The organism is Bacillus massilinigeriensis (genome assembly GCF_900117315.1).
GTDB classification, from domain to species: Bacteria; Bacillota; Bacilli; order Bacillales; family Cytobacillaceae; genus Bacillus_BE; species Bacillus_BE massilionigeriensis.
Genome location: NZ_LT630337.1, coordinates 2768454 through 2793262, shown reverse-complemented (window position 1 = coordinate 2793262; position 24809 = coordinate 2768454). Strand labels below are relative to the sequence as shown.

The window sequence follows — 24809 nt, the reverse complement described above, 5'->3', positions numbered from 1 at the left end:
AATGGTTGGAATGAGGGATTATGATGCTTTATCACGGGACGATGAACATAAATGAGCAAGGTCATTTAGAAATAGGTGGCGTAGATACTGTCGAAATGGTTGAAGAATTTGGGACACCAGTATATGTTTATGATGTTGCACTAATTAGAGAGCGAGCTAGGGGATTTAAAAAAACCTTCGAAAAACTTGGCGTTAAGGCACAAGTTGCCTATGCAAGTAAGGCATTTTCCTCAATTGCTATGATTCAGCTTGCAGAGGAAGAGGGCTTATCCCTTGATGTGGTATCAGGCGGAGAGCTATATACTGCCATTGCTGCAGAATTTCCAGTAGAACGGATTCATTTTCATGGAAATAATAAAAGCATAGACGAATTGTCAATGGCTATTGACTATCATATAGGATGTATAGTGGTCGATAACTTCCATGAGCTTAAACTATTGCAGTCCCTTTGTAAGCAAAAGAAGCGGAAAATGAATATTCTATTACGCGTGACTCCTGGGATTGAAGCACATACCCATGATTATATTTTAACTGGTCAAGAGGATTCAAAATTTGGTTTTGATTTGCAAAATGGACAAGTTGATGCAGCATTAAAATTGGCTCTTGAATCAGAATGGATGAATGTTCTAGGCTTACATTGTCATATTGGATCTCAAATTTTTGAGACCACAGGATTTATTATAGCCGCAAGAAAAATCTTTGAAAAATTAAATGAATGGAAAGAAACACTTTCTTTCGAGCCTTCTGTCTTAAATTTAGGTGGCGGATTCGGAATTAAATATACGGAAGAGGATGCCCCTCTTGAGCCATCAAAATATGTAGAAGCAATCATTGAAGAAGTAAAGCAAAATGTGAATAAGTATGATATGAAAGCTCCTGAAATCTGGATAGAGCCTGGTCGTTCCCTTGTTGGAGATGCTGGAACAACCCTATACCGCGTGGGTTCAAGAAAGGATGTTCCGAATGTCCGTCATTATTTAGCAGTGGATGGGGGCATGAGTGATAATATCCGACCTGCATTATATCAAGCAAAATATGAAGCAGTCTTGGCAAACAGACCGTTAGATGAAGTAGAAGAAACTGTTTCTATAGCAGGTAAATGCTGTGAATCAGGAGATATGCTTATTTGGGATTTACCACTTCCTAAGGCCGATAGCAATGATATATTAGCTGTTTTTTGCACAGGAGCCTATGGCTATTCCATGGCAAACAATTATAATCGAATTCCTAGACCACCTGTGGTCTTTATCGAAAATGGTAAGGCAAGGCTAGTGGTGAAGAGAGAGTCGTTTGAAGATATTATTCGTCAAGACCTTCCACTAAAGGAAACGGCAAAAATAAGAGGCTGACCATTGGTCGCCTCTTATTTTTTATGAAAACAAGGATTTTATCGCATCAATCAGACTTACAAAAAAGTCTTTAAGCTTATCTAAAAATCCTTGCCCTTCTTCACTCTCAAGATATTTTGAAATTTTATCTTTCGCTTTATTTAGTTGATCGCCAACTTGGTTCCAATCGATATTTAAGTCTTTGAGCTTATTAAATAAGTCGATTAAACTTTGGATTTGCTTTTCTGTTAATTTAATTCCAAGCTCACTTGCCGCTTGTTCAATAATATTTCTTAATTCTTCTTCTGTCTCTGGTGGGTTTTTTGCTATTTCTTCTTTTATTTTTGCTAATAACGCAGATGCGTTTTCCTTCCCAATTGATTCTCCAAGCTTAGCTGTTTCAACCATTTCTTGGTTTGCTGCCTGTTTAACATCCTCCGGAATCGTTTTATCAGCAGATATTTCATAGGCCTTGATGATCCCTGTTAATGCTGCTGTTCCTGAAACAGGAATGGGAGCTGTTATATAAATACTTGCATCCTTGACACCTGCTGTAATGAGAGCATTTATATACATTTCATCTGTAACCCAATTAATGTTATTGGTTTCAACCTCAAGCCCTGATCCTTTTGCTGCAACAGTAATCGCAGAGGATGAGATAGCCCTTGTCCCAATTAATGATTTAGCTACATAATTCCCTAAATATTTATGTTCTTCTGCATTAGACACCGTAATGATTTGAGGATTATCAGGTGCTTTCATTTCCTTCAATAATGAACTTTTTTGAGAATCAGTCAGGTTTTCACCTAAGGTAATAATCATATCCCCTTCAGCAACGTCGGCAAAGCCTTTTAATGGCCAAGTTAAAAGAAAGGCTAGAACAATCAAAATGATACTACTTTTCTTCATTTGGTCCTCCTTCATGCATTGATGATTCTTTTCCCACATTAAGATTATAGCTGAATGAAAGGGATAAATACATCAGGAATAAGGCTGAACATAGCATAATTGCATTTTTTCGTGTACAATAATTTTAATTGGCGAATAGTAAGAAATTTCAGGAGGGTAAAAACGAAAGCATGAAGGAGAACAATAGAGCATTATTTTTCTTTTTATTGGCAATTGCTCTTATTTGGGGACTAATATATTGGCTATTCATCGCTTAAAAAAAATTGATTGAACATCTTTCTTGAATTTTGTATGATTATATCATTATATAAAGTTTCAGAAACAAAGATTTGATGAATTACATATACTATGGAAAGAGTTTAAAAATTAAATAAATTGGGAAAAATGGTTAATAATGTTCTTTTAAATAATGAGGGATCAATTATGTTAATTCGCTATAAAAAGTCATTTGAAAAAATCGCGATGGGTTTAATGTCTTTTATGCCTAATGAAAAGGATTTAAAAAGATTACAGCAAACCATTAAGCAATACGAGGATTCGGATCAATGGCAATTATTTTTATGGAAAGAAGATGATGACATCATTGGATTGATTGGTGTTCTCTTTAATGATGACAAGATGGAGATTAATCATATTTCAGTAAACCCTTCCCATCGTCATCATGGAATCGGAAAACAAATGGTGAAGGCATTGGATAATTTATATCCGGATAAGATTCTATATGCAAATGAAGAAATTGCTTCTTTTTTTGAAAAATGCAAAGTGGATTGATACATTTTAATAGATAACAACTTCTAAGGTCTGATTCATTCATGATGAGTCAGACCTCTTATTTTGCCTATGCTGCAATGCGTTGAATCGCTCTTCTATAACACTCGTACGGTCTCTTTTGGCATGTCGATGAATAAGCAGGTCTTTTGTTAAATCACTTTCCTTTCCCCACACCATCCCTTGCTGGGTACATATTTCTATCCCCTTTTTTAATAGAATAGCATCAACAATAGGTAAATTCATGCTCCTATATGGTTCCCCTGACCTTATTTCACTTTGCTTTGAAGTAACCATATCCAAAAATAAATCGGGGCTCAAGCCTAGTTTTTCAAGTTCTGCTTTATGAATAGTGAAGATTGGTATTGTTTTTTGGATCGTTTTTAAAGCGCCGTTGAAGTTGTTTCTGCGATGGTGATATAAAGAAACAGAAAGTAAAATGAAACCAACCCAAATGGAGTCTTTTGCTTGCTTTGTTGTGGTTTTCCAGTACTCCTCTAAAATCTCATGGCATTCGAAATAATCCCTGTCACCGTGAAAATGTGCTAAGAACTTTATGTATTCCTTTGGATACATTTATTCTCCTCCTAATCATATATCGATAGTTTAACACAGCAATAAAGTATTAGAAAAAGATATTTCTTAGTGACTTGAATACAGAAGGTTTAAATTTCTATTGGACAATCCCCTTCCTTCCTCTATATTATTAATATTGGGCTGTTTTCTCAAAGCTTGTTGTTATTTTGATGATAAATAAGTAGAGAGTAATGACATAGCAGCCTGAATACACGTAGACTCCTGAGGGAATGCGAGAAAGGTGAGACCCCCGCAGGAGCGTAGCAACGAGGAGGCTCACCGCTCGCCCACAGAAAAGCGGTGTGTATTCAGGCTGCGGTTATAAAAGCAACAATCTATACGAAAACAGCCTAATATTGATATATAATAATTTTATGAATAGAAGTATTGGTGGAAAATATGCAATATAAAGTGAAAATTGATGCATTTGAAGGCCCACTGGATTTATTACTACATTTAATTAATCGTTTAGAGATTGATATTTATGATATTCCAGTAGCTGAAATAACAGAGCAGTATTTATTGTATATACACACAATGAACGAGCTCGAACTAGATGTTGCAAGTGAGTTCTTGGTAATGGCTGCTACCCTATTAGAGATTAAAAGCAGGATGCTTCTTCCAAAGCATGAGGAAGAAATGTTTGAAGACGACTTTGAAATGGGGATGGAGAACGATCCAAGGGATGAGCTTGTCGAACGATTAGTTGAATATAAGAAGTATAAGGAAGCGGCTGGTGATTTAAGGCATTTAGAAGAGGAGCGCGGTTTAATCTTTACGAAGCCTCCTAGTGATCTTTCCGATTTTTCAAAGTCAGAAAATCAAGTGAAAGCTGATCTAAACGTCTCCTTGTATGACATGCTCGCTGCCTTTCAAAAGCTTCTGAGAAGGAAGAAACTGCAAAAGCCATTAGCGACAAAAGTGACCCGTCAGGAGATTCCGATTGAAAAGCGGATGGAAGAAATTGTGACAGTATTACAAAAAGCCAAGAAAAGAATGAACTTTTTTGATTTATTTCCGTTTGAAGATAAAGAGCATATTGTAGTTACTTTTCTTGCCATTTTAGAACTTATGAAGAGAAATGAATTATTTGTAGAGCAGGAAATGAATTTTGCTGACATTTATGTGATGTCAAAGGGAGGGTAACTGGATTGAACATCATTAATTGGAACGGAATAATTGAGAGTCTTCTTTTCGCAGCAGGAGATGAAGGCCTTTCTTTAAAGCAAATTGCAGAGGCAATTGAAGTGGATGAATATAAGGTACAAGAGATTATTCAAGAGCTAAGTGAGGAATATGAAAAAAATGATTCCAGGGGAATAAAAATCGTTCAACTAGCAGGGACCTTTCAATTGGCAACCAAAAAGAAGCATTCCACTTATTTAAAAAAGCTGGTGGATTCTCCAAATACAACAACCTTGTCTCAGGCTGCATTAGAAACCTTAGCAATCATTGCTTATAAGCAGCCGATAACCAGAATAGAAATTGAAGAAATAAGAGGGGTAAAATCGGAAAGACCAATCCAAACTTTGGTGGCTAAAGTGCTAATCAAGGAGGTTGGGCGAGCGGAAGGCAGTGGAAGAGCATATTTATATGGAACCACGAAGGAGTTTTTAGACTACTTTGGCCTTAGAAGTATTAAAGAGTTGCCTCCACTTCCTGAAAAGGGAGAGGATGAGTATGTCCAGGAGGAAGCAGACTTATTTTTTGACCATTTCAAAGATTCGTTAGATTCATGATTTTCATAACCATTCCTCACTAGAATATGATAAAATAAAATCACTCATTAGAATGACTGACAAATGGAAAAAGTCAAAAATCCTGTGGAAATTATGTTTTTCAATAGGAGGTGACTTTTTGAGTCAGTCTTTTTCTATATTGATACATTTGAAATGATTTGTATTATATTATTTACGAATGGTGGGGAAGGGTTGAGATTAAGTGATCATAAAAGATTGTAATGGTTATGAATTAAAAAAGGAAAAATCAAATACATCTGAGGATTTTTTTAATAGAAGTGAAGTTACATATGTAATAAATGGAGAGGAAAGAAAGCTTTCTGTATTATATGTTCGTTATTTTGATGAGCTTTTTCCTGAGTTTACACCCTTTAAAGAAAATCCCATCTTTAAAGTAGGTGGACGGGATGTTCATTTTAAGGATATTGTCGCATTAGTTGCATTGATGAAAAATCCAAGATTTCAAGAACGAAAACGAGTATATATAAATGCACAAAGTGAATTTCAATCCCTTTTTCAAGGCTTTGATTTTAGAGAACTCCCTCAATTATTTCAACAAATGCAAGAACAACATACTGAAAAGCTCTAGGCTCCATTAATTTTTATTTTTCAATCAATATAATTTCTAATACGGAGGTATAATGAGCATGGGAAATACAATGGTTCAAACTCAATTAGAGGAAGTAAGTCATTTCTTAACCAATGTTGTCTTAAAGACAGAGGAATACCTAAATCAAACAACAATCAATGATTTGATGAAGGAATGTAATGGAGATGAACAATATTATAAAAGGATTCTTGCTAGCTTCCGAAAGATTCTTGTATACTGTGATGAAAGCTTAGAAGCATGTAAAATCGTCCTTAAGTCAGAAACCTTCCCAAAAGGGGCAGCGGAAAAGACTCTGTATAAAATATACCATCAATGCATTGAAGAATTTTTCTCCCCAAAGAATGATGCCTGGTATGAAGACAGCCGTTCTGCCTATACAGGCAGAAATTCAATTAAATTTCACCAGGAGGCACCAGAAAGCATTAAAAATATTCTAAAGGGCTTAGAGGGTGAATTTCAAAAAGTCCGCGAAGATCTTGAATATTACGAAACCGATTATCGGACGAAAATGATTCAATCAAAATAATATATTCTGAAATAGTTTAAAAGTGGTCCTGAGGGCCACTGTTTTTTTATGGAAAAACGAATAAGCCCTAAATTTGCTCAATATCCAAGCCCTCTTTTCATAGGATAGATGGAAGCAATATAAAAAGAAAAGAGGGAAAAGAATTGAGTAAGTTTGATGATTATGTAAAAGAAGTGCTTCAATGGAATAAAGAAATCAAATTTCTGCTTGAATCGGAAGCTATTGATAGGAACGAAGAGGTATGGAGGAATCTTGACCGTTTTGCAGAGATGATGGAGGGAATTTCATCATCAAAAGAGCAGGATATTGCAAAATTACAGAATGAGGTTGGAAAACTTCATGAAAATATGGAAACCTACTTTACAAAAAGGCAACAGCTCGGTTCGATATTTGTAAAAGAGCCGTCAGTTCCCATAGGAGGCCATCGCCTTCCTCCATTACCATATGGGTACAATGGCCTTGAACCACATATATCAGCAGAAATTATGGAATTACATCATAAAAAACATCACCAATCCTATGTTGATGGACTGAATAAAGCAGAAAAAATGCTTGAAAAGGCAAGGAAAGACAAGGATTTTTCGCTTGTGAAGCATTGGTCAAGGGAATTAGCCTTCCATGGGTCAGGGCATTATTTGCATACAATCTTTTGGAATAATATGAGTCCGCAGGGTGGAGGTAGACCACAGGGCAGTCTTTTGAAGGAAATAGAAAGCTATTTTGGAAGCTACGAGGCCTTTGTTAATCAGTTTACAGAGGCTGCTAAACAGGTCGAGGGCGTTGGTTGGGCAATATTGGTTTGGTCCCCAAGATCACGTCATCTTGAAATCTTACAATCTGAAAGGCATATGCTTTTAACTCAATGGGATACGATCCCCCTTTTAGTACTGGACGTTTGGGAGCATGCTTATTATTTACAATACAAAAATAATCGAGCGGATTATGTGAAAAATTGGTGGAATGTCGTGAATTGGCGCAATGTCGAGGAAAGATGGGATCAAGCTAGAAAGCTAAGATGGAAGGCTTATTAATTAGAGTAGCCTAGGAAAACCTAATTTAGTGGTTTTCCTTTTTTCGTTTTTGATTTCTCCACAAGTATATTTGAAAGGATTGAGTTACTTGAAAAAGATTTTATCCGCGGATATATCTAAATAATTGCGGATATATTGAGATTATCGCGGAAATATCGAAAAAATCGCGGATAAAAGAAATCCCCCCCTATTTCGCAGACTCCCCCCCATTACTTTAATGGGATTTCTAATGCATTAGTGGCTAAAATTCCTAATGGAGCTAATAAACCTACCCAGAATCTCCTCAATACAAGCCAAAAAACACGAGCCTCTGCCTCCTAATTTATCAAAGCGTTTTACGTACTCCTCCGATTAGGATTTTGTCATAACCATCTATCTCCTGCATAAACTTGTACAAACCATAAAAGGAGACGAGGTTTGCCCTATGATAACAAAATCCAAAATATTCATCATTCTCCTAGCAGTCTCATGTTTGTTAGTGTATATACCTCAGAAGGCCAAAGCCTCTGTTTCAGTTAGCGCGAAAAGTGCCATATTAATTGAACAAGATTCTGGAAGAATCATATACGAAAAAAATGCCAATGAGAAAAGAAGAATTGCCAGCATCACCAAAATTATGACGGCTATTTTAGCCATTGAATCAGACAAGCTAAAGGAGACAGTTACGGTTAGTGAAAAGGCGGTAAGGGCTGAGGGGTCTTCCATTTATTTGAAACCAAATGAAAAAATTAAACTTGAAGACCTGGTCTATGGTTTAATGCTTAGATCCGGAAATGATGCAGCGGTAGCAATTGCTGAATATGTCGGTGGAAGTTTAGATGGATTTGTGTACTTAATGAATCAAAAAGCAGAGGAAATTGGAATGAAGAACACCAATTTTGCTAATCCGCATGGTTTGGATGATCACGAGAATCATTATTCCACCGCCAAGGATATGGCTTTGCTTACTAGGTATGCGATGGAAAACGGCACCTATCGTAAAATCTCTGGTACAAAAGTCCATCGGGCTCCGAATCCAAGTGAGAAGTGGGATCGGGTTTGGAGAAATAAAAACCGTCTGCTAACAGAGCTTTACGAATATTGTACTGGGGGGAAGACGGGCTATACAAAAAGGGCAAAAAGAACTTTAGTGACCACTGCTGAAAAAGGGGATATGAAGTTAATCGCTGTAACCTTAAATGACTCCAATGATTGGAATGATCATATTCTTATGTACGAGACCGCCTTTAAACAATATGATATGGCTGAGGTCTTACCGGAAGGAACCATTAAAGATATTACAAATCCATATTACCGTGGAAAAACGTATATAAAGCATCCAGTAACCTACCCTATTACAAATCAGGAAGAGGATTTGTTCCGCATCGAATACAAAATGCTAAAGCCAAAGAAAATATGGAAGAACGGAAATAGAGTACCAGAAATCGTGGGAAGGGCCACTATTTATTTTAATCAACAGCCGATATCAAAGCTTCCAATCTACTACAGGTATGCTGAAGATAAGAAAGAAACTTCACTAAAGGAATTTTTTAAGAATATTTTTATCTCAATGGTCGGGGTTAACGAAAATGGTTAATATTATTTGGGTTGCTCTAACCGTTATTGGAATCGTGTATGCCATGTTTAATGGAACGATTAATGAGGTCAATGAAGCCGTATTTAATGGTGCAAAAGAGGCTGTTACCCTTTGCATCGGTTTAATTAGCATCCTAGTTTTTTGGCTGGGAATCATGAAGATTGCAGAGGATTCTGGTCTATTGAAAAAACTATCTGGACTATTTCGACCAATCGTAAGCAAGCTATTTCCAGATGTCCCAAACGAACATCCTGCGATGGGATATATTTTATCAAATATGATGGCCAATATGTTTGGGCTTGGGAATGCAGCCACTCCTTTAGGAATAAAGGCTATGGAGGAGTTAAAGGCCTTAAATGGTGGAAAAAATGAAGCAAGTCGGTCGATGATTACCTTCCTTGCTATCAATACATCGAGTATTACACTTATTCCTACAACCGTGATTGCTATTCGTATGAATTATCATTCAGCTTCTCCTACTGATATTGTGGGTCCTACCCTTGTTGCGACCATTATTTCCGGAATAGGGGCCATCTTGATTGATCGTTATTATTACCATAGAAGAAGCCGTAAAGGATGAATATAAATGGAGATTATTTCAGCGATTTCTCTTTGGTTAATCCCCGTATTAATTGGGTTTATCCTAATATATGGAACTATTAAAAAGGTACCCACATATGAAAGCTTTGTAGAAGGCGGAAAAGAAGGAATAAAAATTGCAGTATCAATTATTCCTTTCCTAGTCGGGATGTTAGTAGCTATTTCAATATTTAGGGCGTCGGGTGCGTTAGAAGCTATGATGAAATGGATTGGTCCAGCTTTAGAGGCCATAGGAGTTCCACCAGAAATAGCCCCTCTTGCAATTATTCGACCGATTTCAGGTACAGCAGCATTGGGGATGACAAGTGATTTAATCGCCACTCATGGACCTGATTCATTTATTGGCAGACTTGCTGCGGTCCTTCAGGGAAGCACAGATACGACCTTCTATGTATTGACAGTCTATTTTGGTGCCGTTGGAATAAAGAAAATGGGGGATGCCCTTAAAGTAGGACTTTTAGCAGACCTAATTGGAATTATTGCGGCAATTATTATAGTTAAAATAGTATTTGGTGGACAATAGGGACTAATGATTTCATGTAGAATTATTTTTGAATCAAAAGGATTTATTAGGATCAGTAAATGAAAAATAATATTGGGATTAATAGTATATAAATCAAGGCTAACTGATTGGGTTAGTCTTTTTTATTTGATTGTATAGTCACGCTTTGAAATTAGGACAAATTGTGTCATAATTCTTAAGATGGAACACAAAAAGTTATCATAGAAAAATGTACGAGGTGAAATAGATGGAAAGGCTTCAAAAGGTAATTGCACATGCCGGTTTTGCATCAAGAAGAAAGGCAGAGGAAATGATTCTTGATGGCCAAGTGAAAGTCAATGGCAAAACTGTGCGCGAATTAGGAATTAAGGTTTCCCCAACAGATAAAGTTGAGGTAAATGGTATACCCGTTGAAAGTGAGGAGCCTGTTTATTTTCTTTTTTACAAACCACGTGGAGTTATATCAAGTGTGAATGATGAAAAAGGAAGAAAGGTGATTACTGATTTTTTCGGGGAAATTAAACAAAGGGTTTATCCAGTTGGAAGATTAGATTATGATACTTCTGGATTAATCATTGTAACCAATGATGGTGAGTTTGCCAATTTACTTATGCATCCTCGAAACGAAATCGAAAAAACATATGTTGCTAAAATTAAGGGGATTCCAACAAGAGAAGAAATTAGGAAATTGGAAAAGGGAATCATGCTAGAGGATGGTAAAACAGCCCCTGCTAGGGCAAAATTAACTAGTTTAGATAAAAAGAAGGAAACTTCCATTATTGAGTTAACAATCCATGAGGGCCGTAATCGCCAGGTGAGGAGAATGTTTGAAGCTTTAGGCTATAAGGTGATGAAATTGAAAAGGGAAAGGTATGGCTATTTAACATTACATAATTTAAGACCTGGTGATGTTAGAGAACTTACACCACATGAGGTAAAGCAATTAAGGGCACTAGCGAGTCATAAATCCTAAAAAAATTCATAGAAGTGTCACACTTCTATCATGTTGTTTTTAATATCGACATGATGAAAAATGTTATAATAAGAAGTAAAATGTGTCTATTTTTATTGGCAGTATACAAATGGGGGGTTGTATATGAAAAAGCAGCGTTTAGTCATTCGAACGATTATTTTAGCCATTTTAGCAGCTGCGGTTATATATACGCTATATGCCAATTTTACAAAAGAGGAAGTAGAAAAAGTAGAATTAGGAAAAACGGCTCCAGACTTTGCTTTAGTTGATATGAACGGACAGAAACATAAATTATCCGATTATAAGGGTCAAGGGGTATTCTTGAATTTCTGGGCAACCTGGTGTAAACCATGCAAAAATGAAATGCCCTACATAAATAATCAGTATCAAAAATATAAGGATCAAGGAGTTCAGGTTCTTGCAGTGGATGTCGGAGAATCTGATATCGTTGTAAAAGAATATGCAGATAATCTAAATCTATCTTTCCCTATTGTAAATGATAAGGATGGACAAGTGATGACTGCGTATGGAATTGATCCTCTACCAATTACCTTTTTAATTGACAAGGATGGGAAGGTAGTTGAAATACACAAAGGCGAACTCGTAAAAGAAGAAGTAGTACAAAAATTTATGGAAAAGATTAAACCATAAGGCTTAGAGGAGTTTTTTGAATGAATCAAGTAAAATGTGAATGCGGTCATGTCAATCCTCTCGGTACCATTTTATGCGAATCCTGTGGTAGGATTCTTGAAGAGCAAGAGGGGAACAAAGAGATACTTGATATGAGGTACGAAGGAAGTGCAAGACGTTCACAGACGTACAACAAGACGATCATTGATAAAATCTGGAATTTCTTTTCTTCTGTTAAGGTTGGGGTTTGGTTAATCGTAATCACGCTTCTAGCATCAGCGCTTGGAACGATTTATCCACAGGAAATGTACATCCCAGACGTGATGCCGGCTTCTGAATATTATGAGGATCAATATGGATGGTTAGGAAAATTATATTATCAACTAGGCTTTCATAATCTATATAGCTCATGGTGGTATCTTATATTAATTGCGTTAATTGGAGTGTCCCTTGTCATATGTAGTATCGATAGGGTTGTTCCATTGTATCGTGCATTGAAAAATCAGCGGGTGACTAGGCATGAAGGCTTTCTCAAGCGCCAGCGCCTTTTTGGGGCATCAAAATCTCAAAGTGTTGATGAGGATATCCAAAAGATAAAAGTAAAATTAAAAGAAAAGCACTATCACATTCGTGAAGAAAATGGTAATCTTTTAGCAGAAAAGGGTCGTTTTTCGCGCTGGGGTCCCTATGTTAACCATGTAGGCCTAATTATTTTCCTTCTCGGTGCTATGCTTCGCTTTGTACCGGGGATGTATATTGATAAGGTTCTTTGGATTAGAGAAGGGGAAACAAAGGTCATTCCTGAAACAAATGAAGAGTACTATTTAAAAAATGAGAAGTTCATCCTAGATTTCTATGAAAAGGGAAAGGATAATGAGGTTTTTGAGCAGGCTATCGATCAATCAGGGGGAATGGTTGCCAAAAACTATCAATCTAATGTTATCCTATACAAGAAAAAGGGCGATACAGTTGTAGGTGAGAAGCCAGAGCTTGAAAAGGTAAAAGAGGAGGGAATTCGTGTTAATCAACCTCTTAAATTTGAACGCTTTGCCCTCTATCAAGTTTCTTATAAACTAAACGAATTAGATAAGATGTCATTCACTTTAATAGATAAGGAATCAAAAAAAGAATTTGGGGATATTACAATAGACTTATATGAACCACAAAAGAGATATGATCTTGGAGATGGTTATTCTGTTGAAATAAGAAATTATTTTCCTGATTTTGTCTTTAATGAGGATCAAGAGCCAACGACTAAATCGAAAGTTCCAAATAACCCTGCTTTTGTGTTTGAAATGTTTACCCCAGATAAAAAGGATCCAGAAATTAGCTTTGTAGCAATTAAACAAAACTTGGAACCTTTTGGTGATAACAAATACAAAATGCAGTTTAAAAATATTGAAACAAAAAATGTTTCCGCATTAACCGTGCGCAAAGATTTGACATTATGGGTGATTATACTTGGGGGAATCGTCTTTATGATTGGTGTCATTCAAGGAGCCTATTGGAATCATCGCCGAATCTGGGTCACGCGTACTAATGGGGAAGTTTGGGTGGCTGCACATACAAACAAAAACTGGTTTGGACTTAAAAAGGAAATTCAAACGGTACTTTCAAATACAGAAATCCAGGTACCAGAAGATAAACTTCAGAATGAGAAGAGCGAATAAGGAGAGTGCGGGATGGTTAACCTTAGTTCCAATTTATTATACATTGCCTTCGTACTTTATTTGGTAGCTACTTTATTTTTTGGTGGAGCCATTAAAGATAAAAGGAAAAAGGATAATAATGGACCCAATCGTTGGGCAAAAATTGGCTTAGTGATTACAGTTGTTGGTTTTATATCTCAACTTGGATATTTTATTTTGCGCTGGATTGCAGCGGGACATGCGCCAGTAAGTAATATGTTCGAATTTGTTACGTTCTTTGGCATGTCATTAGTTGGAGCCTTTATTGTTATTTATTTAATATATAAGACACCACTATTGGGACTGTTTACACTACCAATTGCAATATTATTAATTGCTTATGCTAGTATGTTCCCTAGGGATATTTCACCACTTATTCCAGCATTGCAAAGTCATTGGTTATACATCCATGTTACAACAGCAGCTTTAGGTGAGGCGATCCTATCCATAAGTTTTGCAGCTGGGCTTATTTATTTAGTTAAAGTGGTTGATCAATCAAAACCAAATAAAAGGGCTGCTTGGTTAGAGGTTGTCATGTTTGCGTTAGTTGCAGTACTTGGTTTTATTGTTATTTCTACTGCATTCTCTATTTCTAGCTATCATTCTTCTTTTGATTGGATGGACAAAAATAATAATCAATCAAAATTAGAATATAAAATGCCGGCATTAGTTGGACCACATGAAGGAGAGCTTACGACAGAAGGTAAATTCTCCCCATTATTTGAGGTACCAGCATACATTAATGCAAAAAAACTAAATACTGTTATTTGGTCATTAGCAACAGGCCTTCTATTGTATTGTGTTATTCGCTTGGTTTCGCGAAAACGAATAGGAGCCTTGCTTCAGCCGCTTGTTAAAAAGATAAAACTAGATTTGGTAGATGAAATTAGCTATCGTTCAGTATTAATTGGATTTCCTGTTTTCACCTTGGGCGCTTTGATTTTTGCGATGATTTGGGCTCAAGTTGCGTGGACGCGTTTCTGGGGCTGGGATCCTAAAGAAGTATATGCTCTGATCACATGGCTGTTCTATGCTGCCTTTTTACACCTGCGACTATCTAAGGGATGGCATGGTGAAAAATCAGCTTGGCTAGCTGTAATTGGATTTGTAATCATTATGTTTAATACAATCGTCGTCAATTTAGTTATTGCCGGTCTCCATTCTTATGCGGGGTCTTAAAATAAAATTAACTGATTACACATGAGATTAACTATTTCCGAAAAAAATAAAAATGGAATATGACATAAAAATTCGTGCTGACATTATGTTCTGCGAGGGGGACTACCAGATGGAAAAAGATGTACACATTTTGATTGTTGATGATGAAGAGAGAATTCGTCGTTTATTAAAGATGTATTTAGAAAGAGAAAATTATATTATTGATGAAGCTGAAGATGGAAATGAAGCCCTCTCAAAAGCAATCACAAATGACTACGATGTTATTCTTTTAGATTTAATGATGCCTGGTAAAGACGGAATTGAGGTTTGTAGAGAATTAAGAGAAAAAAAGGCAACGCCTGTCATTATGCTTACAGCAAAAGGTGAGGAAGTAAATAGGGTTCAAGGATTTGAGGTTGGAACGGATGACTATATCGTGAAACCATTTAGTCCACGTGAAGTAGTTCTTCGCGTGAAAGCATTACTTCGCCGTTCTTCCAAAACAAGCTATTTACAAACAGAAACAACTACGAAGGATGTAATCGTCTTTTCTCATTTAACAATAGATAATGATGCACATCGTGTTCTTGCAGATGGCAAAGAAGTGAGTTTAACTCCAAAAGAATATGAACTATTATATTTCCTTGCAAAATCTCCTGACAAAGTGTTTGATCGTGAACAGCTTCTTAAGGAAGTTTGGCACTATGAATTTTTTGGAGATTTAAGAACAGTTGATACTCATGTTAAAAGGTTACGTGAGAAGTTAAATAAGGTTTCTGAACAAGCTGCAAGAATGATAGTTACAGTATGGGGCGTTGGATATAAGTTTGAGGTCGTCAATGAATGAGACTCTTTCGAAGCGTTGTAGGTAAACTGTGGATTACCATACTATTATTAGTTTCCTTTGTCCTTTTTATTTTAACAATACTACTTCTAGAGTTTTTCGATAATTATCACATTGATGAAATGAAAAGGGAACTAACAGTTACAGCAAACAAAATATCTAACGTTATCGATCAGAGAGATGAAACAATCGGTTTAGAGATTTCTTGGGAGCTGCTTGATGATGTTACGAAGGCTGTGATCATAAAGAATGAAAAAGACTATTATTATTCTCCTGATAATAAAAGTTCCATTCACTTACCTGCTTCTTATTTTTTAGATGATAAAATCTTATCATCCGCAATGAATAAAGAAAAACAGGTAGACAAAATCACAGACCTTCCTAGTGAAAATATCGATAATTCTGCGGATTCAAAAGTACTAATTGTTGGTGTCCCTCTATATGAAAATAATGAACAGATTGGTGCTGTATATATATTCCAATCCATGCAGGACATGAAAAAGACGACCAATTCAACGACTAAATTTATTTTCTTAGCAGCGGGTGTTGCCATTGTCTTAACAACGATATTTGCCTTCTTTCTATCGACAAGGATCACATTACCATTAAGAAAAATGAGAGAGGCTGCATTTGAGGTTGCACGAGGAAAATTTGATACAAAGGTGCCTATCTTACAGCATGATGAGATAGGGGAATTAGCTATTGCCTTTAATCAAATGGGGCGGCAATTGAAGTTTAATATGAATGCATTAAAGCAAGAAAAAGAACAGCTTTCTAGCATCTTAAGCAGTATGGCTGATGGAGTTATTACATTTAATCGTGATGGTACGATATTAATAACAAACCCACCTGCTGAACTTTTCTTGCAAAATTGGTTTTACGAACAGGGTCAAAAGATTGTGACAAGTGCTGTTCCATCTGAAGTAATGGAATTGTTTCAATCCGCAGTAGATACCGAGAAGGAACAAATTGGAGAAGTATCGATTCAAGGACGTTTTTGGGTAATTATTGTTAGCCCTCTTTATAACAATAAATTTATTCGTGGTGCAGTTGCTGTCATCCGGGATATGACGGAGGAACGGCAATTAGATAAATTACGAAAAGACTTTATCGCCAATGTTTCACATGAATTAAGAACTCCAATTTCGATGATGCAGGGTTATAGTGAAGCCATTGTTGATGGTATTGCTGAGAGTGAGGAAGAGAAGAAGGAAATGGCCAAGGTGATATACGAAGAATCACTTAGAATGGGCCGCCTTGTTAACGAACTTTTAGATCTTGGAAGAATGGAAGCTGGACATATCCAATTGTCGTTTGAGAAAATAGAAATTCAACCTTTTATTCAAAGAATTATAAGGAAGTTTCAAGGTCTTGCGAAGGAGAAAGGAATTTCCATTAGCTATAATAGGAATAGCACAGATGATTATTTCAATCTTGATTCAGACCGTATCGAGCAGGTATTTACCAACTTAATTGATAATGCTTTAAAGCATACACCAAATGGTGGTAATGTAGAGGTTATCGAAAAAGCAGATGAAAAGGGTCTTTATATTGAGATATGTGACTCTGGTTCAGGAATTCCAGAGGAAGACTTACCATTTATTTTTGAAAGATTTTATAAAGCTGATAAGGCGAGAACTAGGGGATCCGGTACAGGTCTCGGACTTGCAATAGCGAAAAATATTGTTTCTGCCCATAAGGGACGAATAACCGTCCACAGCAAAGTTGGTCAAGGAACGACATTTTCCTTCTTTTTACCTCGAAATAAAGAGTAAATTAGGGATTGATGACGATTGTTCTTGATTCACGGGAAACATTTTATTAAAAAGCTACCATTCTATTATTAACTAATAATCATCTAACAAATGGTATATGAGAGTATAAAACCTCAGTTTCATAAATTTTAGGAAGGATTTACCACAATAAATTCTTCCTTTTTTTTATAAAAAATAATATATTTATACGTGTAACTTTATTATTTATTTACTCGACTAATAAGTTGAAACGGGGAGGGGATACCGATGGACTCCGTTTTTGATGAACTATATAGAAAATATCATCATGACGTATTTCAATTTCTTTATTATATGGTTAATAATCGAGAACAGGCAGAAGATCTTGTTCAAGAAGTATATATCCGTGTACTGAAGTCATATAAACAATTTGAGGGAAAGAGCAGTGAGAAAACTTGGCTGTTTTCTATAGCCAGAAATGTTGCGATTGATTCTTTTCGCAAGCAAAAAAACTGGCGACAACGGATATTAGAAAAATTTGATTGGTCCACTCAACAGGTGAAGGATGATAGTCCAATTCCTGAGGAAATTACCCTTCAGCGAGAAGAACTTCAACTTATTTATCATTGTTTAAATGATTGTACAGTTGACCAAAAAATGGTTGTGATCATGAGGTATATACAAGAACTATCAATTGCAGAAACGGCAGAAGCCTTAGGTTGGACAGAAAGTAAGGTAAAGACCACTCAGCATCGGGCATTGAAAGCATTAAGGCAAAAAATGGAAGGAATAATTGATAAGGGGGGAATTCGTGGTGAAAAAGTCAGAGTTGAGCGATAAGCAACTAGAAGAATGGCTTAGCAGTATGCCAAAGGTGAAAGATCATCGCGATCCTCGTGACATCTATCAAAATATTTCGCTTAAACTTACAAAGAGGAAAAAAAGAATGGTATGGGTTATGCCAACCATTGCTGCTGCTACAGCTCTTATTCTTATATTTATTTTAGCCTCAAATCAATTATTTAAAACGGATTCTGAACAATTTGCATTGGATAGTCGAGGCAGTAACAATAAAAATGCTAAAGTGGAAGAACCACAATCTTTGAGTGATGAAATGAAAAAGGATAATAATGAAGATATAACGAAGAAAACAGGTCCAGAGGATAATCAAAATGCTCCAGAATCCCTCCAAAACGATAAGCAACTTACTTTTGGAAGTATTCAGTCAGATGAGACAGAAGGGACAACAGCGGTCTATCAAGCAGATTTAGCCGACCATGATGTTATTACTTATGCCATTCCAGATGAGAATGCACAGATTACTGTTCCGGTCAGTGTTCTAATTCCTAAAAATGAAAAATCAGTATTAGAGAACTGGGAAAAAACGATGTCTGAAATCAATGAGGGTGAATGGGGATTGGGTGACTTTTATCCAATCAATGGAGACGTGGAGTTAAATAAAGAAGGCAATCAGTTAAATATAGATGTCCCAAGTGATCATCAATATGGAATGGGAAGCACGTCACCTGATATTTTTATTGATGCGCTACAGCAATTATTAGATTTATTGGATATGAATAAAATGACCTTATCAACGGAAGGTAATCCAGGGATTGATTTAGGAAATTATGGACCTAAAACTGAAATAACTTTAGAACCACAGGTAAACCATGCCTATTATTTATTATTCCCGGCCAATCGAGATGAGCCGTTTATGGTACCCTCAAGAGAGAAATTTGATTCGGTGGAAAAGGCTTTATTATCTATGAAAAAAGATATGCAACCCAATTTGAAAGCATCTATTCCAGAACATGTAGAGGTAAATACCAATGAAGCCTCAGGTGATGCATTAATAGTCAATCTTGATGGAAATGGACAAATTCAGAATAATCTGGAAAGTGAGTGGATGATAGAGGCCATTCTACTTACAGCAAAAAGCTTTAACTTTAAGGAAGTAAAGTTTGAAAATACTAAAGTAAATCAGATTGGTCAGTTTAATTTATCGGAAAATCTCGAAGTTCCGATTGCAGCGAACAAAGAATATATAAAAAAATAGAAATGATTGATGAACTGACTCTAAATGGGTCAGTTTTTTTATTTTCAAAAAATACTTTTTTTGAATAAAAAGGTGAAAAATGTCCAAATAATAACAAATGTGCTTTTGGATTTGTACTCTATACTTGACAAAAGGTTCTAAAAAAGTACAAGTTGTCATATTGTGAAAGGGAGGGTACAAGAACAAGGAGGAAGAGAATGCGAGACTATTTAAAAAGATTATTAATTGCAGGGTTAATGGCGCTCTGTGTTAGCTTATTATTTCTTGGTGGAAAGCACTCTCAAGCGGCAACATTCGATATTGCGGAAGCAACAAAGGATTGGGTATGGCCTTCTGATGGAACGATAACCGATATGTTTGGAACAAGGAATGGACAACATAAAGGAATTGATATAGCAGCAGAATATGGATCATCGATATACGCAGTTGATGGTGGAAAGGTAATGAAATCTTACTATTCAGCATCCTATGGTCATGTTATCTTTATAAAACACCCAAATGATACAGAAACCGTCTATGCGCATTTAAAGAAGAGACTTGTGAGCGAAGGACAAAAAGTAGAACAAGGTGAACAAATAGGAGAAATGGGTAACACAGGTGATTCATCAGGAGTTCACCTTCATTTCGAGGTACATAAAAATGAGTGGACCTTCGATAAAAAGAACGCAATCAATCCGACTTTTGCCTTAGGAGAAGGGAAAGTAGGACAAGTCGTCTATGCATTACATAAAAGATCAAATAAGGAAGATGTAATAGAAGCGTCAGCAAGACCACAAATTGCGGAAGTAAACGAGCAGATTAAACACAAAAAAGGAAACTTATTAAATGTAAGTGCAGAAAAAAGCATAGATAAAGGAAAGTCTAAGGAACTCATTTATTCCGTTAAACAGGGCGATACTCTATGGTCTATATCCAAAAGGTATCAAACGACGGTTGAAAGCATTAAAAGGTCAAATAGCATAAGTAGTGATGAAATTAAGACAAATCAAAAGCTGAAGATTCCTACTGAAAACCAAAAGCAGTATTTAGTTCAAAAAGGAGATACTCTCTTTTCGATTGCCAGAAAAACAAATACTTCAATAAATAAAATCAAAGCTCTAAATCAATTGCCAAATGACATAATTATGGAGAATGATATCATAATATTGCCCTAAAATTAGGAACACGTGCTTAAGGGATTGCTCCATTGCTTTATAAAAAAAGTGGGAAGAACCTAGCATTCTCCCCACTTTTAACTGGCTATTTCCTATAAAGTAATACGACTAATAGATATAATGTCATCAAATTTTCTTAATAAGTTAAAGGTTTCATCATCTAGCGGTTTATCAAATGTTAGAACCATAATAGCGTCTCCGCCTGCATTTTTACGACCAACTTGCATAGTAGCAATATTGATGAGGTTTTCACCGAGAATATTTCCTACTTTACCAATGACGCCAGGACGGTCGATATGTTGGATATATAACAAGTTTCCTTCTGGAATAAGGTCAATATTGAAGCCGTTTAGAAGTACAATCCTTGGTCCGTAGTGGTCAATGTATGTCCCACGGACGACAAACTCGAACTTTTCACCTTTCGCTTTAACTTCTATGCAGTTATCATAACCGAAGGAATTTGTTGAAACCTTTTCTCCAACTGTAATTCCACGCTCTTTCGCAATCACTAAAGCATTTACCTCATTAACATTTACGTCAATTCGATTCTTAAAGAACCCTGATAGCAATGCTTTTGTTAAGTAGGTTGTCTCCAATTCAGTAACTGAACCAGAATAAGTAACTGTTAATTCAAGTACGACATCTTTTTGAGATTGAGAAACAATAGATCCAATTTGTTTCGCAAGGTTATGATATGGATGAATTTTTTCAAAAATATCCTTAGACATTGCTGGTAGATTTATAGAATTTGAGACAGGTTTATCTTCAAAGAACATGCGAACTTCTTTTGCTACTTGAGTCGCAACATTTAATTGAGCTTCTTTTGTTGATGCACCAAGATGTGGTGTGAAAATAACATTATCAAATTTAAATAAAGGATGTTCACCTGGTGGTTCTGTTACAAACACATCAAGTGCTGCACCTGCAACATGACCGCTACCAATAGCGCTTGCTAATGCTTGTTCATCGATGATACCACCGCGTGCACAGTTTAGTAAATAAACACCTTTCTTCGTTTTCTTTATTGCTTCATCATTGATAAGACCTTTAGTTTGAGGCGTTAATGGTGTGTGTACAGTAATAATATCAGCCTGTGGCAGTAGTTCATCCAATGTACAAGACTTCACCCCAAGAGTGGCTGCTCTTTCCTTCGTTAAGAACGGATCAAATACGATGACATCCATACCAAAGACCTTAGCTCTCTTAGCAATCTCAGAACCAATTCTACCTAACCCAACGATTCCTAGAGTTTTTCCATATAGTTCTGTTCCGATGAATGCATTTCTTTTCCATTCTAGATTTCTAACTGAAGAATAGGCTTGTGGGATGTTCCTCATTAGGGAAGCCATCATAGCAAAAGTATGTTCAGCAGTTGAAATGGTATTACCATCTGGTGCATTAACAACGATGACCCCACGCTTAGTAGCGGCATTAACATCAATATTATCTACTCCAACACCAGCACGGGCGATGATCTTCAATTCTGGCATTTTTTCTAGCAATTCTTCCGTTACCTTTGTAGCACTTCTGACAAGAATGGCATTAATTTGATCAAGTTCTACTTCTGGATCATCTACTTTTTTTTGAATGACTTCAGCATTTTCCATTTCTAGTAAAGGCTGTAAACCTACTTCACTTATGGCGTCTGCCACCAATACTTTATACATTAGTTTAACCCCCAGCAAAAACGATATAATTTTCTGATTATTGTACAAAACGAATATTTATCTGTCAATTGCAAAAAAACGTTCATGTTTAAATGAAAACGCTTTAATTGAATAATGTCATTAAAATTTAAAATATTATGACAAAATTAAGGAAAAAGCTGTGAAATAGTATGACTTAATTTGGATTTTGCTAATTTTGGGAGCTTGTTAAAATAAAAAGACGCAGACCAATGGACTGCGTTTTCTTAAAAATTATCCTCTTCCAGATAGGATATCTGTTAAAACAGGAACAATTTGCTTTTTGCGTGAAACGACACCCTTTAATAAAGCAGAATTGTTTTCTAATGTCACATTGTACGCTTCTTCTACTGCATCAGCTGAACGTCCTAATGCAATCGCTGTTGAATCGTTGTTTAATATATCTGTTATAACAAATAAAAATAAATCTAAGTTTTTGCTATCGATTTTTTTATTTAGCGCATCCTCAACATCCGATTTTCTGGACATTACGTCTTGAATATCAACAGCGTTCACTTGAGCGATTTCAACTTTATAATTTCCCATTTGAAATTCCTTGGCATCAAGAGAAATTAGTTGATCAATAGTTTTCTCACTTAAATTTGCCCCGGCTTTTAGCATTTCTAATCCGTAACTTTCTGCATCGACACCCGCAATTTCTGCTAGCTCGCGTGCAGCGGCAATATCTTCTTCTGTGCAAGTTGGAGATTTAAATAATAAAGAATCAGAAATAATTGCTGAAAGCATTAATCCTGCTATCTCTTTAGGGATTTCCACACCATTTTCTTTATATAATTTCTTCAAAATGGTTGCAGTACAACCAACAGGTTCTGCTCGGTAATATAATGGATCACTTGTTTCAAAATTAGCAATACGATGGTGGTCAATAACTTCTAAAATACGGACTTGATCAATATCATTAGCGCTTTGTTGACGCTCGTTGTGGTCAACAAGAATCACATTGTTTACCTCATTTGATACATTTTCAACAAGTCGAGGTGCCGTTGCTTTAAATGTGTCTAGAGCAAATTGAGTTTCAGCATTAACTTCACCTAAGCGAATGGGTTCGACATCTAATCCCAATTGTTTTTTTAAGTCCGCATAGGAAAGCGATGAACAAATTGAATCTGTGTCTGGGTTTTTGTGACCGAAAATAAATACCTTTTCCATAGTACTCTCCTTTGGTTATAGAAAAATTATGTAGTTTGTTTTTACCTTATAAATTTATCATAAAAATAGTAAATCAACAAAAAAATCTTACGAATTGAGTAACTTTTATTCACAAATATGATGTAGTGGGTTATAATTGGTTTGATTTAATTAAATATTGGTCTATCTTCGGGGCAGGGTGAAATTCCCGACCGGCGGTGATGAGGCAACTCTAAGCCCGCGAGCCTTGTTTTAGGGGCAGGATTTGGTGCGATTCCAAAGCCGACAGTAAAGTCTGGATGGGAGAAGGTGGAGGTTCTGCGGACATTCAAAAAATGCAGATTTTGAATGTTTATTAAGCGTGCCTATGTAAATTCTCCCTCAAGTAATCTTCTTGAGGGATTTTTCATTTACATATGCTTATTTCCTGCTGAACCTTTCTTCTTTAGGTGAGATAGGTCCTAAAAAGGAGAGAGGAAAATGAAAAACCAAAGAATTAAAATGCTCGTAGCAATCGGAATGTTTAGTAGTATCGCATATTTGTTAATGCTGTTAAACTTTCCACTACCAATGTTCCCAAGCTTTTTACTAATCGACTTTAGCGATCTTCCTGCATTAATGGCAACCTTAATATTTGGCCCATTGGCAGGAATCTTAGTGGAATTAATAAAAAATATTTTGGATTATTTTATGACGGGTAGTGAGACAGGAATACCCATTGGACATGCCTCCAATTTCATTGCAGGGCTGCTGTTTATTCTACCAACCTATTATATTTATCAAAAATTAAAAACAAAAAAAGGAATGACTTTAGCATTAGTGATTGGTTCAGTTACTATGGCTGTAATCATGAGTTTCCTTAATTACTTTGTATTCCTTCCTGCATACACATTCTTTGTGAATATGCCGGCAATGGCAGCTGCAGAAGCAATAAAATACATTGCAGCAGGAATATTGCCTTTTAATATTGTTAAGGGTTTAGCGATGAGTATCGTTTTTATGCTTATTTTTACAAGGATGCATTCTTGGATAGGAAAGCAAAGTTCATTTCGGAATGCTTAATATAGACAACAAAACAACGGACTGCACCGTTGTTTTTTTTTTATCGAATTGTATTTAACCAATAAAAAAGGCTGACTCCAAGGAATCAGCCTAATATTCAATATTTATTACTCAAATTTTGTAGCATCTCCATCAAATGGTTCGTCAGCAACCTTGATAGAATCTGTTGGGCAACCTTCAAATGCATCCATCATGTCATCAATTAACACATCTGGAATTTCTACAATTCCTTGATTATCGTCTAGCGTAACGAAGGCAATACCTTCATCATCATAATCATAAATATCTGGTGCAGCCGCACCGCATGCCCCACATGCAATACAAGTTTCTTTGTCTACAATCGTATACTTTGCCATGAAAAATAACCTCCCAAAAAAATAAACATAAATATCTTTATTCTATCCCATGTTAAATCGTATGGAATCAGTTCCTATAAACCCTATTGTAAAACTGTATGGATAACTTTTCAATAGAAAAAGTATTGAGAATGCTTATCAAAAAGGTTTATGACA

25 protein-coding genes and 1 riboswitch are annotated in these 24809 nt (G+C 36.0%); of the genes, 20 read left to right on the top strand and 5 right to left on the bottom strand.

All coding sequences use genetic code 11. The annotated features are described in order from the left end of the window. The first annotated feature begins 23 nt into the window (after nucleotides 1-23). The gene (gene lysA / locus BQ6100_RS13920) at nucleotides 24-1349 is read left to right on the top strand and encodes a diaminopimelate decarboxylase (protein WP_075982192.1); all 1326 of its coding nucleotides are present in this window, start codon (nucleotides 24-26) and stop codon (nucleotides 1347-1349) included. Between the two features lie 21 nt (nucleotides 1350-1370). On the opposite strand, the gene BQ6100_RS13915 is transcribed toward lysA, so the two are convergent. Further along, nucleotides 1371-2237 (bottom strand): DUF1002 domain-containing protein, encoded by an 867-nt coding sequence (locus BQ6100_RS13915; protein ID WP_075982191.1) that lies wholly within the window; start codon nucleotides 2235-2237, stop codon nucleotides 1371-1373. A 423-nt stretch (nucleotides 2238-2660) separates the two neighbouring features. Here BQ6100_RS13915 and BQ6100_RS13910 point away from each other — a divergent pair, with 423 nt between their 5' ends. Then, complete coding sequence (locus BQ6100_RS13910; protein WP_075982190.1) at nucleotides 2661-3008, top strand: GNAT family N-acetyltransferase; 348 nt, start codon at nucleotides 2661-2663, stop codon at nucleotides 3006-3008. A 39-nt stretch (nucleotides 3009-3047) separates the two neighbouring features. On the opposite strand, the gene BQ6100_RS13905 is transcribed toward BQ6100_RS13910, so the two are convergent. Next, nucleotides 3048-3581, bottom strand: coding sequence for a DUF309 domain-containing protein (locus BQ6100_RS13905; protein WP_075982189.1), 534 nt, complete (start codon nucleotides 3579-3581; stop codon nucleotides 3048-3050). 399 nt (nucleotides 3582-3980) lie between these two features. Here BQ6100_RS13905 and BQ6100_RS13900 point away from each other — a divergent pair, with 399 nt between their 5' ends. The 17 genes from BQ6100_RS13900 to BQ6100_RS13820 all read left to right on the top strand — a co-directional run bounded on the left by BQ6100_RS13900 (nucleotide 3981) and on the right by BQ6100_RS13820 (nucleotide 20401). After that, complete coding sequence (locus tag BQ6100_RS13900; RefSeq protein ID WP_097677920.1) at nucleotides 3981-4727, top strand: segregation/condensation protein A; 747 nt, start codon at nucleotides 3981-3983, stop codon at nucleotides 4725-4727. A gap of 5 nt (nucleotides 4728-4732) precedes the next feature. Then, nucleotides 4733-5320, top strand: a complete 588-nt coding sequence (gene scpB, locus BQ6100_RS13895) for an SMC-Scp complex subunit ScpB (protein WP_075982187.1) — start codon at nucleotides 4733-4735, stop codon at nucleotides 5318-5320. 202 nt (nucleotides 5321-5522) lie between these two features. Beyond that, nucleotides 5523-5909 carry a hypothetical protein gene (locus BQ6100_RS13890; protein WP_075982186.1) on the top strand — a complete coding sequence of 129 codons (387 nt, stop codon included), beginning with the start codon at nucleotides 5523-5525 and terminating at the stop codon, nucleotides 5907-5909. A gap of 58 nt (nucleotides 5910-5967) precedes the next feature. Next, nucleotides 5968-6456, top strand: a complete 489-nt coding sequence (locus BQ6100_RS13885) for a YpuI family protein (RefSeq protein WP_075982185.1) — start codon at nucleotides 5968-5970, stop codon at nucleotides 6454-6456. A gap of 143 nt (nucleotides 6457-6599) precedes the next feature. Then, nucleotides 6600-7487 (top strand): superoxide dismutase, encoded by an 888-nt coding sequence (locus BQ6100_RS13880; protein ID WP_075982184.1) that lies wholly within the window; start codon nucleotides 6600-6602, stop codon nucleotides 7485-7487. A gap of 424 nt (nucleotides 7488-7911) precedes the next feature. Beyond that, nucleotides 7912-9063, top strand: a complete 1152-nt coding sequence (locus BQ6100_RS13875; protein ID WP_075982183.1) for a D-alanyl-D-alanine carboxypeptidase family protein — start codon at nucleotides 7912-7914, stop codon at nucleotides 9061-9063. Next, nucleotides 9056-9643: a nucleoside recognition domain-containing protein gene (locus BQ6100_RS13870; RefSeq protein WP_075982182.1), complete on the top strand. Its 588-nt coding sequence runs from the start codon at nucleotides 9056-9058 to the stop codon at nucleotides 9641-9643. Before BQ6100_RS13875 ends, BQ6100_RS13870 begins: the two co-directional genes overlap by 8 nt. 6 nt (nucleotides 9644-9649) lie before the next feature. Continuing rightward, entirely contained in the window at nucleotides 9650-10186 is a 537-nt protein-coding gene (locus tag BQ6100_RS13865; RefSeq protein WP_075982181.1) for a spore maturation protein, read from the top strand. Between the two features lie 226 nt (nucleotides 10187-10412). After that, on the top strand, nucleotides 10413-11138 hold the full coding sequence (locus BQ6100_RS13860) for a pseudouridine synthase (protein ID WP_075982180.1): 726 nt from the start codon (nucleotides 10413-10415) through the stop codon (nucleotides 11136-11138). A 123-nt stretch (nucleotides 11139-11261) separates the two neighbouring features. Next, nucleotides 11262-11789, top strand: a complete 528-nt coding sequence (resA, locus tag BQ6100_RS13855) for a thiol-disulfide oxidoreductase ResA (RefSeq protein ID WP_075982179.1) — start codon at nucleotides 11262-11264, stop codon at nucleotides 11787-11789. A gap of 20 nt (nucleotides 11790-11809) precedes the next feature. Beyond that, nucleotides 11810-13438 (top strand): cytochrome c biogenesis protein ResB, encoded by a 1629-nt coding sequence (gene resB / locus BQ6100_RS13850; protein WP_075982178.1) that lies wholly within the window; start codon nucleotides 11810-11812, stop codon nucleotides 13436-13438. A 12-nt stretch (nucleotides 13439-13450) separates the two neighbouring features. Further along, nucleotides 13451-14635 carry a c-type cytochrome biogenesis protein CcsB gene (ccsB, locus tag BQ6100_RS13845; RefSeq protein ID WP_075982177.1) on the top strand — a complete coding sequence of 395 codons (1185 nt, stop codon included), beginning with the start codon at nucleotides 13451-13453 and terminating at the stop codon, nucleotides 14633-14635. Between the two features lie 109 nt (nucleotides 14636-14744). Next, nucleotides 14745-15461 (top strand): response regulator transcription factor, encoded by a 717-nt coding sequence (locus BQ6100_RS13840; protein WP_075982176.1) that lies wholly within the window; start codon nucleotides 14745-14747, stop codon nucleotides 15459-15461. Next, the gene (locus BQ6100_RS13835) at nucleotides 15458-17233 is read left to right on the top strand and encodes an ATP-binding protein (RefSeq protein ID WP_075982175.1); all 1776 of its coding nucleotides are present in this window, start codon (nucleotides 15458-15460) and stop codon (nucleotides 17231-17233) included. The genes BQ6100_RS13840 and BQ6100_RS13835 overlap by 4 nt, the downstream gene beginning before the upstream one ends. A 246-nt stretch (nucleotides 17234-17479) precedes the next feature. Next, nucleotides 17480-18031 (top strand): RNA polymerase sigma factor SigX, encoded by a 552-nt coding sequence (gene sigX, locus BQ6100_RS13830; protein WP_075982174.1) that lies wholly within the window; start codon nucleotides 17480-17482, stop codon nucleotides 18029-18031. Then, nucleotides 18006-19247 (top strand): GerMN domain-containing protein, encoded by a 1242-nt coding sequence (locus BQ6100_RS13825; RefSeq protein WP_075982173.1) that lies wholly within the window; start codon nucleotides 18006-18008, stop codon nucleotides 19245-19247. Before sigX ends, BQ6100_RS13825 begins: the two co-directional genes overlap by 26 nt. A 197-nt stretch (nucleotides 19248-19444) precedes the next feature. After that, nucleotides 19445-20401, top strand: coding sequence for a M23 family metallopeptidase (locus BQ6100_RS13820; RefSeq protein WP_075982172.1), 957 nt, complete (start codon nucleotides 19445-19447; stop codon nucleotides 20399-20401). 92 nt (nucleotides 20402-20493) lie between these two features. On the opposite strand, the gene serA is transcribed toward BQ6100_RS13820, so the two are convergent. Together serA and BQ6100_RS13810 are read right to left on the bottom strand one after the other, a co-directional pair. Then, nucleotides 20494-22068: a phosphoglycerate dehydrogenase gene (serA, locus tag BQ6100_RS13815; RefSeq protein WP_075982171.1), complete on the bottom strand. Its 1575-nt coding sequence runs from the start codon at nucleotides 22066-22068 to the stop codon at nucleotides 20494-20496. A 252-nt stretch (nucleotides 22069-22320) separates the two neighbouring features. Further along, entirely contained in the window at nucleotides 22321-23256 is a 936-nt protein-coding gene (locus BQ6100_RS13810; protein ID WP_075982170.1) for a manganese-dependent inorganic pyrophosphatase, read from the bottom strand. 160 nt (nucleotides 23257-23416) lie between these two features. Further along, nucleotides 23417-23550: riboswitch (FMN riboswitch) on the top strand. A gap of 165 nt (nucleotides 23551-23715) precedes the next feature. Here BQ6100_RS13810 and BQ6100_RS13805 point away from each other — a divergent pair. Further along, a complete protein-coding gene (locus BQ6100_RS13805; protein WP_075982169.1) occupies nucleotides 23716-24297 on the top strand; it encodes an ECF transporter S component in 582 nt (193 codons plus the stop codon). Between the two features lie 107 nt (nucleotides 24298-24404). Here the strand turns inward: BQ6100_RS13805 and BQ6100_RS13800 are convergent, their stop codons facing one another. Further along, nucleotides 24405-24653, bottom strand: a complete 249-nt coding sequence (locus BQ6100_RS13800; protein ID WP_075982168.1) for a ferredoxin — start codon at nucleotides 24651-24653, stop codon at nucleotides 24405-24407. Nucleotides 24654-24809: the final 156 nt, after the last annotated feature.